General features: G+C 68.2%; 10 protein-coding genes. 8 read left to right on the top strand and 2 right to left on the bottom strand.

The annotated features are described in order from the left end of the window. The 5 genes from AC1DU6_RS14270 to AC1DU6_RS14290 form a co-directional block, all read left to right on the top strand. The coding region (locus AC1DU6_RS14270) for an ABC transporter substrate-binding protein (protein ID WP_477857860.1) at window positions 1–670 on the top strand (670 nt) is incomplete at its 5' end. 4 nt (window positions 671–674) lie between these two features. After that, window positions 675–1,502 (top strand): ABC transporter permease, encoded by an 828-nt coding sequence (locus tag AC1DU6_RS14275; protein ID WP_457356395.1) that lies wholly within the window; start codon window positions 675–677, stop codon window positions 1,500–1,502. Window positions 1,503–1,505: 3 nt separating this feature from the next. Next, window positions 1,506–2,327, top strand: a complete 822-nt coding sequence (locus AC1DU6_RS14280) for an ABC transporter ATP-binding protein (protein ID WP_056195551.1) — start codon at window positions 1,506–1,508, stop codon at window positions 2,325–2,327. Between the two features lie 57 nt (window positions 2,328–2,384). Continuing rightward, window positions 2,385–3,104 (top strand): GntR family transcriptional regulator, encoded by a 720-nt coding sequence (locus AC1DU6_RS14285; protein ID WP_477857861.1) that lies wholly within the window; start codon window positions 2,385–2,387, stop codon window positions 3,102–3,104. A 195-nt stretch (window positions 3,105–3,299) separates the two neighbouring features. After that, the gene (locus AC1DU6_RS14290; protein ID WP_056195544.1) at window positions 3,300–3,749 is read left to right on the top strand and encodes a universal stress protein; all 450 of its coding nucleotides are present in this window, start codon (window positions 3,300–3,302) and stop codon (window positions 3,747–3,749) included. Window positions 3,750–3,804: 55 nt separating this feature from the next. On the opposite strand, the gene AC1DU6_RS14295 is transcribed toward AC1DU6_RS14290, so the two are convergent. Then, window positions 3,805–4,161 (bottom strand): MmcQ/YjbR family DNA-binding protein, encoded by a 357-nt coding sequence (locus tag AC1DU6_RS14295; RefSeq protein ID WP_457325410.1) that lies wholly within the window; start codon window positions 4,159–4,161, stop codon window positions 3,805–3,807. A gap of 244 nt (window positions 4,162–4,405) precedes the next feature. On the opposite strand from AC1DU6_RS14295, the gene AC1DU6_RS14300 reads away from it, so the two are divergent. The 3 genes from AC1DU6_RS14300 (at window position 4,406) to AC1DU6_RS14310 (ending at window position 7,371) form a co-directional block, all read left to right on the top strand. Continuing rightward, window positions 4,406–5,182, top strand: a complete 777-nt coding sequence (locus AC1DU6_RS14300; protein WP_457325409.1) for a tetratricopeptide repeat protein — start codon at window positions 4,406–4,408, stop codon at window positions 5,180–5,182. Window positions 5,183–5,232: 50 nt separating this feature from the next. Beyond that, the gene (locus tag AC1DU6_RS14305) at window positions 5,233–6,150 is read left to right on the top strand and encodes a LysR substrate-binding domain-containing protein (RefSeq protein ID WP_477857864.1); all 918 of its coding nucleotides are present in this window, start codon (window positions 5,233–5,235) and stop codon (window positions 6,148–6,150) included. A gap of 66 nt (window positions 6,151–6,216) precedes the next feature. After that, on the top strand, window positions 6,217–7,371 hold the full coding sequence (locus AC1DU6_RS14310; RefSeq protein ID WP_477857866.1) for an alpha-hydroxy acid oxidase: 1,155 nt from the start codon (window positions 6,217–6,219) through the stop codon (window positions 7,369–7,371). Between the two features lie 3 nt (window positions 7,372–7,374). On the opposite strand, the gene AC1DU6_RS14315 is transcribed toward AC1DU6_RS14310, so the two are convergent. Further along, window positions 7,375–7,621 (bottom strand): DUF4440 domain-containing protein (locus tag AC1DU6_RS14315; RefSeq protein WP_477857867.1); only part of this gene is annotated, 247 nt, incomplete at its 5' end.

Genomic DNA, 7,621 nt, shown 5'->3' on the forward strand with positions numbered 1-7,621 from the left:
GTTCAAGATCATCGCCACCAACCCGAGCAACCAGAAGTACGTGCTCGACCAGTTCCTCGTGCCCAAGGACAGCCCCGTCAAGACGCTGGCCGAGCTCAAGGGCAAGCGCGTGGCCAGCGGCCCCGGCATCCAGAACAAGACGCTGGCCATGGCCGTGCTGGAGCGCGCCGGCGCCGCGGGCACGACGGTGACCGAGCTGCCCATCGGCCAGCACGTGGCCGCGCTCGCCGCCGGCCAGGTGGACGCCGTCTACACGCTGGAACCCACCGGCACCGTGGGCCGGCTCAATGGCACGACGCGCGTGCTGGAGGCCGGCGTCATCGCCAAGTACATCCTCGGCGACCCGCTGGCGCCCTGGCACGGCGGCTCGGCCACGCTGACGACCGAGTTCATCAAGAAGCACCCGGCCGAGACGAAGAAATACATCGCCGCCTATGCCCGCGGCATCGACCTCGTGCGCAAGGACCCGGCCCAGGCGCGCAACTTCCTGAAGGGCTACACGGCCATCGAAGGTCCGCTCACCGGCGAGGTGCCGCTGGCCTCCTACATGCTCTACAACGAGTTCACACCGAGCGACGTGGCGGCCTTCCAGAAGTTCTTCGACCTGTTCACCGAGAAGGGCGTGTTCGAGAAGAAGCTCGACGTCAYGACCCTTATCTACAAAGCCTGAAGCCATGGAACAAGCTCCTGCCGCCACGCCGCCCTGGCAAAAGGCCGCCGATGGCCAACCCGCCGTGCGCCTGCCGCGCTTCAACGTCGCCAAGCTGCTGCCCTTCATCGGCCCGCTATTGCTCTTCATCATCTGGGACCTGGTGGTGCGCCTCGGCCTCATCCGGCCCATCCTGCTGCCGCCGCCGCTGGCCACACTGCAGACGCTCGTCGTCGGCCTGGCCGGCGGGCCGCTGCTGCTGGACTTCGCCACCACGGTGTGGCGCACGGTGCAGGCCTTCCTGATCGCCGCGGTCATCGGCGTGCCGATGGGCGTGCTGCTGGGCAGCAACGAGCGCGCCTACCGCAGCGTCGAGTTCCTTATCGATTTCTTCCGCTCGACGCCGTCGTCGGCACTCATCCCGCTGTTCCTGCTGATCTTCGGCGTGTCGGACATCAACAAAATCGCCATCGCGGCCTTTGGCGCGCTGCTGATCGTCGTGTTCAACAGCGCCTACGGCGTCATCAACGCGCGCAAGCAGCGCGTCATGGCGGCCAAGGTGATGGGCGCGTCGCGCTGGCAGATCTTCAAGGACGTGCTGGTGTGGGAAAGCCTGCAGCCCAGCTTCGTGGGCCTGCGCTCTGCCGTGTCGATGGCGCTGGTGATCGTCGTCGTGGCCGAGATGTTCATCGGCTCGGACAACGGCCTGGGCCACCGCATCATCGACGCGCAGCAAGTGCTGAACGTGAAGACCATGTACGCCGCCATCCTGGCCGCGGGCATCCTGGGCTATGTGCTCAACATTCTGTTCCTGGTGCTGGAACGCAAGATCGTCCATTGGAGTGGGAGGTAAGCCATGTCCGCCGTCATCAACGCCCCGGTCGTGCCCGATGTGCCCGTGCGCGCCTTCCAGCCCGGTCCCGCCGGCACCCACATCACCATCCGCGGGCTGACGAAATACTTCGCCGGCTGGCCGCTGTACGAGGACTTCAACCTCGACATCCCCAAGCACAAGATCGTGTCCGTCTTCGGCCCCAACGGCTGCGGCAAGAGCACGCTGATCAACATGATCGCGGGGCTGATTCCCATCGACTCGGGCCAGATCCTGTTCGACGGCAAGAGCCTCAAGGACACCAAGATCGGCTACGTGTTCCAGAACTACCGCGAGGCGATGTTCCCGTGGATGCGCACCATCGACAACATCGCCTACCCGCTGAAGATGGAAGGCCGCAGCAAGGCCGAGGTGGACCGCCGCATGGCCGAGCTGGTGGAGAGCTTCGACGTCAAGTTCGACCTGAACCGCTACCCCTACGAACTCTCGGGCGGGCAGCAGCAGACGGCCTCCATCATGCGTGCGCTGGCACCCGGCCCCGAGGTGCTCTTCCTCGACGAGCCTTTCTCGGCGCTGGACTTCGAGATGACGCTGTTCATCCGCGAGAAGCTCCAGGAGGTCTTCATGCAGACGGGCACGACCATGATGCTGGTATCGCACGACTTGGAGGAGGCCGTGTACCTCGCCGACGAGGTGCTGCTGCTGACCAAGCGGCCGACCCGGGTGGCCGAGATCCTGAAGTACGAGGACCCGCGGCCGCGCACGGTGGCCACTTTGTCGGAGCCGAGCTTCATCACGGCCAAGAAGCAGAGCCTGGAGATCTTCCAGCGCGAGGTGCGCCGTTGAACATGCTCGCTGAGCAGAAGAGCTTGCTCACCCCGCCCGCTGGCTAAGATCGCCGGCATGCGGGCCATCGTCGACTCTTCTGCCAGCGCCCCGCGTKCCGGCCGTCCCAATCTGGCCGAGCAGGTCTACGCCCGGCTCAAGGCCGAGCTGAACGACTTCCAGCTCGTACCGGGCGACCGCTTCTCGGAGGCGGAACTGGGCCAGCGCCTGGGCGTCAGCCGCACGCCGGTGCGGGAAGCGCTTTTCAAGTTGCGCAACGAGGGCTTTCTCGACGTCGAGGCCAAGTCGGGATGGTCCGTGCGGCCGATCGATTTCGGCAGGTTGGAGCAGCTCTACGACCTGCGCGTCGTCCTGGAGCTGGCCGCCGTGGCGCGGCTGTGCACGCACACCGGCACGCCGCCGCCGGAGCTGGAATCGTTGAAGGACATCTGGCTGGTCCCCGCCGCCGAGCGACTGAGTGATGCCCGCGAGGTGGGCATGCTGGACGAGGCCTTCCACGCCACGCTGGTGAGAGCGGCAGGCAACGCCGAGATAGCCCGTGTGCACTGGGACGTGACGGAGCAGATCCGCATCATCCGGCACCTGGATTTCACGCGCGGCCACCGCATCGAGGCGACCTACGCTGAGCACGCCAAGATCCTGCGCGCAGTCATGCAGCGCAAGGTCGAGCAGGCCCAGTTGCTGCTGCGCAGCCATGTCGAACAGAGCAAGGCCGAGGTGCGCAAGATCACGCTGGCGACGCTGCACGAGGCGCGGGAGCGGTCCAAGAGCGCGTAGTGCAGGACAGCACGTGATCAAGACCCACCGCAAAGGGTCAGCCAAGATACCGAAGAGCCCACCCAAGTTGCCCGCCGCGGCGTACTATCGTCGCAGACGACCTGCCCGCAAGCCGGGTCCGGTCGGGTCACCTGGGCAGGTGATGCTAGGCCTGCTCTGACGTGCGAGTGCCCGGCTTCTAGCCAGAGGTGCATCATGTTCAAGCACATCCTGCTTCCGACCGATGGGTCTCGGTTCTCCGAGCAAGCGGTCTTTCATGGCGTCGAGTTGGCAAGGCTTTCCGGCGCGCGGGTGACGGCGTTCTACGCCACGCCTGCCTTTCATGTGCTGACCTATCGAGCGTCTGAGTTGGAGGGTTCGCGCGATCAGTTCGCGACAGACGTGCGGGCCCACGCGGACCTTTACCTCAAGTTTGTCAGCGGCGTGGCGAACGAAGCGAAGGTGCCCTGCGAGACCTTGATGGAACAGAACGACCATCCCCATGACGCCATCTGCAGTGTCGCCAAGCGCCTGCAGTGCGACCTGATCGTGATGGCTTCGCATGGCCGCAAGGGCTTGACCGGGCTGCTGCTCGGTAGCGAGACCCAGCGCGTGCTTGCACACACCGAAGTGCCCGTTCTGGTGTGGCGCGCCCAATCCAGCTGAGCGTTTCGCTGGCGCCCAATGCGCGAGTCACGCGGTGCACGCTCTCGGCCCGGACCTACTCGGCCAGGCCCAGGCTCAGCCGCAGCTTCTTCGGCAGCTTGGCAGCCACCAGCTCATGCGAGCGCTTCACCAGTGCCTTGAGTTCCGATAAGGGCAGCGCCTTCGCATCCTCCACCGCCACCCAGTGATACCGCGCCGCGTAAGGCGCGGGCGCGATGCCGGGCACACCGGTCAGCTCCAGGAAGCGGTGCTCGTCGACCTTGAAGCTGCAATGCGTCCACTTGCCGGGGTGTGGCCCGCCGACGAAGAACATCTTGCCGCCGACGCTGGCCACCCAGTCGGCGCCCCATTTGATGTCCTGCGTGGCGCCAGGCAGTTCCATGGCGTATTTGGCGAGGACTGAAAAGCTCATGGTGTCGGGCGGAGTTCGCGTTGTGGTGGCGGCCGGCGCAGGGTGGCCGGCCCGCCGCTGAAGCCTTGAAATTCTCGCCGAGCGCCTCGGTTTGCGGCAATTTGCAGCATTACTGCACGCCGCGCAGCCCTGCCCTGCTGCCCGGCCCACCAACAATTCAGGGATACGCCTTGCCGGGCGCCTGAGCACCGCTCGGGCCGCCCAAACCAGGTCGCAATATCGACCTCCAACGCCCGTCTGCTGCATGAATATCCTCAACCTGGGGCCGACCCCGCCCATGGCCCTCAACGCGCAGCCCGTAGACCCGCTCCAGCACGGCATGGCCCTGTTCCATGCCAACCCGCCGGACTATGAGCGCGCGGTGGGCTGGTTCCGTGCCGCGGCAGACAGCGGCGACAAGGACGGGCTCGCCATGCTGGGGCTGTGCCAGCTGGAAGGGCTGGGCATGGCCGCGGACCCGGCGCAGGCGCGGCGGGTGCTGGAGCAGGCCGCGTCCCGGCGCAGCGCCATCGGGCGCTTCCAGCTCGGGCGGGCGCTGATGACCGGCCGAGGCGGCCCGGTCGACGAGGCGGCGGGCCTGTCGGCCTACGTGACGGCGGCGGCCATGGGCCACGCCGAGGCCACCTTCAACCTCGCCAACTGCCTGTACGCCGGCGTGGGCTGCCTGCCCGACCGGCTGGCGGCCAAGTCGCTCTACCTGCGCAGCCGTGCCCTGGGCTGCACCTTGAGCCCGCAAGGTGTGCGGGTACGCAGCCACGAGCTGAAGGCGGTTCGCGCGTTGGCGCAGCGCTTTGCCGACCCGAACCGCATGTTCTTCCTCGTGCAGGAGCGCCAGCAGGAGTTGGCGCTGGTGCACGCCATCGCGCAGCCCGGCGACACACCCAGGCTTGGTCACGCAAATGCTGCGAGGCCCCAAGCCCTGCGGCTGGCCGCGGGTGTCGTGGCGGCGATGGCCGGCACCTTGGGCCAATACCTGCGCCGGCCGTCGCGCGACGCCGGGCCGACGACGATCAACTTCTGACGCACCGCATCCCCTCGCCTGCTCCGGGGGTGGCTGGGTAGGATGACCCCATGTCCTCGCGCGCCATCCGCCTGCCCTCGCTCGACGCTCTGCTGGCCTTCGAGGCCGTGGCCCGCACGGGCGGCTTCGAGGCCGCCGCCGCCGAACTCGCGCTGACGGCCAGCGCCGTCGCCAAGCGCGTGGCCGGGCTGGAGGAGCGGCTGGGCCAGCCCCTGTTCCTGCGTCAACCCGCCAAGGGCCTGACCCTGACCTCCGCCGGCCACGAATACCTGCCCCAGGTACGCCAGGCCCTGGCCCTGCTGCAGGCCATGCCGCTGCACCAGCGCGCCAGCCAGCAGCGCGAGCGTCTGCGCGTGACGTCCACGCCCACCTTTGCACGCCAGTTGCTGGTGCCCGCGCTACCCGGCTTCACGGCCGCCCACCCCGAGGTGGAGCTGGAGCTGACGCTGTCAGTCCCGCTGCTGGCCGAGGGCGACGCGGGGGCGGACATGGAGATCCGCCACGGCGCCGTGCCGGACGACATCGCGCCCGCCCAGGTGCTGCTGCGCGACCGCCTCACGCCGCTGGCCGCACCCGCCCTGCTGGCCCGCCACGAACCGCTGCGCGAGCCGGCCGACCTGCTCGCCCTGCCGCTGCTGCGCACGCCGCTGCAGCCCTGGGCGCCCTGGCTGCGCGCCGCCGGCCTGGGCGACCTGCCCGAGCCGGACGAAGGCCCGCGCTTCGTCGACCTGGGCCTGACGCTGGCCGCGGCCCTGGCCGGCCAGGGCGTGGCACTGGCCAGGCTCAGCCTCGCCCGCCACGAGCTGGCCGAAGGCCGCCTCGTCCAGCCGTYTGCGCTGACCGTGCCGGCCGAGCGCCACTACGGCCTCATTCGCCACCGCGCCAGCCCGGCATCCGAGGCCTTCGCCGAGTGGCTGCATGCGCATTGCCGCGCGCTCGAAGCGGAAAACTCCTCTCGACCCGGCTGAGTTTTTTTCCGGGGCGCACCGACCGAGGCGGGCCTAGCATCGCGGCCTCACTCCGACCAGTCCGCCATGCCCGTCATCACCTGCATCGAAGACCTGCGCCAACTCGCCGAGAAGCGAGTGCCGCGCATGTTCTACGACTACGCCGATTCCGGCTCCTGGACGGAGACGACCTACCGCGCTAACGAGAGCGACTTCCAGGCCATCAAGCTGCGCCAGCGCGTGGCCGTCAACATGGAAGGCCGCAGCACGGCCGTGAAGATGGTGGGCCAGCAGGCCAAGATGCCCGTGGCCATCGCCCCCGTGGGGCTGACGGGCATGCAGCACGCCGACGGCGAGATCCACGCGGCGCGCGCGGCCGAGAAGTTCGGCATCCCGTTCACGCTCAGCACGATGAGCATCTGCTCCATCGAGGACATCGCCGAGAACACCTCGGCGCCGTTCTGGTTCCAGCTCTACATGATGCGCGACCGCGAGGCCATGGCCCGCATGATCGACCGCTGCAAGGCCGCCAAGTGCTCGGCCCTGGTGCTGACGCTGGACCTGCAGGTCATCGGCCAGCGCCACAAGGACCTGAAGAACGGCCTCACCGCGCCGCCGCGGCCGACGCTGGCCAACATCATCAACCTGATGACCAAGCCACGCTGGTGCCTGGGCATGGCCGGCACGAAGCGCCACACCTTCCGCAACCTCGTGGGTCATGTGAAGGGCGTCAGCGACATGCGGTCCCTCTCGGCCTGGACCAACGAGCAGTTCGACCCGCGCCTGAGCTGGGCCGACATCGCCTGGGTCAAGGAGCAATGGGGTGGCAAGCTCATCCTCAAGGGCATCATGGACGTGGAAGACGCCAAGCTCGCCGTGCAGGCGGGGGCCGACGCCATCGTCGTCAGCAACCACGGTGGCCGCCAGCTCGATGGCGCGCCCAGCAGCATCCACGCGCTGCCCGCCATCGCGGCCGAGGTGGGTTCGCAGACGGAAGTGTGGATGGACGGCGGTATCCGCTCCGGCCAGGACGTGCTCAAGGCCTGGGCCCTGGGCGCACGCGGCACGATGATCGGCCGCGCCATGGCCTATGGCCTGGGCGCGATGGGCGAGGAAGGCGTGGCCAAGGCGCTGGCCATCCTGCACAAGGAGCTGGACGTGACCATGGCCTTCTGCGGCCACACGCAGCTGACGAACGTGACGCGCGACATCCTGGTGCCGGGCACCTACCCGACGGCCTGAGTCTTACCAGGAAGTCTCGGCCGCGGTGCCCTGGTGGTAGAGCATCTGCCAGGCCTCGCCCTCGCGCACCCAGACCGAGGAGCGCAGCGTGTGCCGCGTGAGCGATCCGTCCGGCTGGCGGTGCGCAGCACGATAGGTCAGCAGCGCCGCCGAAGGGCCGAGGGGCCGCACGGCGAATTGATCGGGCTCGACACTCGGCGGACCCTCGTCTCTGCGGCCCTGCTCGGCCAGGAAACGCAGGATGGTGGGT

The organism is Roseateles sp. P5_B10 (assembly GCF_056400485.1).

Bases quoted from the DNA above. Each gene is read 5' to 3' on its own strand.
- AC1DU6_RS14280 (WP_056195551.1), top strand. From the start codon at position 1,506: ATGTCCGCCGTCATCAACGCCCCGGTCGTGCCCGATGTGCCCGTGCGC.
- AC1DU6_RS14295 (WP_457325410.1), bottom strand. From the start codon at position 4,161: ATGAGCTTTTCAGTCCTCGCCAAATACGCCATGGAACTGCCTGGCGCC.
- AC1DU6_RS14300 (WP_457325409.1), top strand. From the start codon at position 4,406: ATGAATATCCTCAACCTGGGGCCGACCCCGCCCATGGCCCTCAACGCG.
- AC1DU6_RS14290 (WP_056195544.1), top strand. From the start codon at position 3,300: ATGTTCAAGCACATCCTGCTTCCGACCGATGGGTCTCGGTTCTCCGAG.
- AC1DU6_RS14275 (WP_457356395.1), top strand. From the start codon at position 675: ATGGAACAAGCTCCTGCCGCCACGCCGCCCTGGCAAAAGGCCGCCGAT.
- AC1DU6_RS14310 (WP_477857866.1), top strand. From the start codon at position 6,217: ATGCCCGTCATCACCTGCATCGAAGACCTGCGCCAACTCGCCGAGAAG.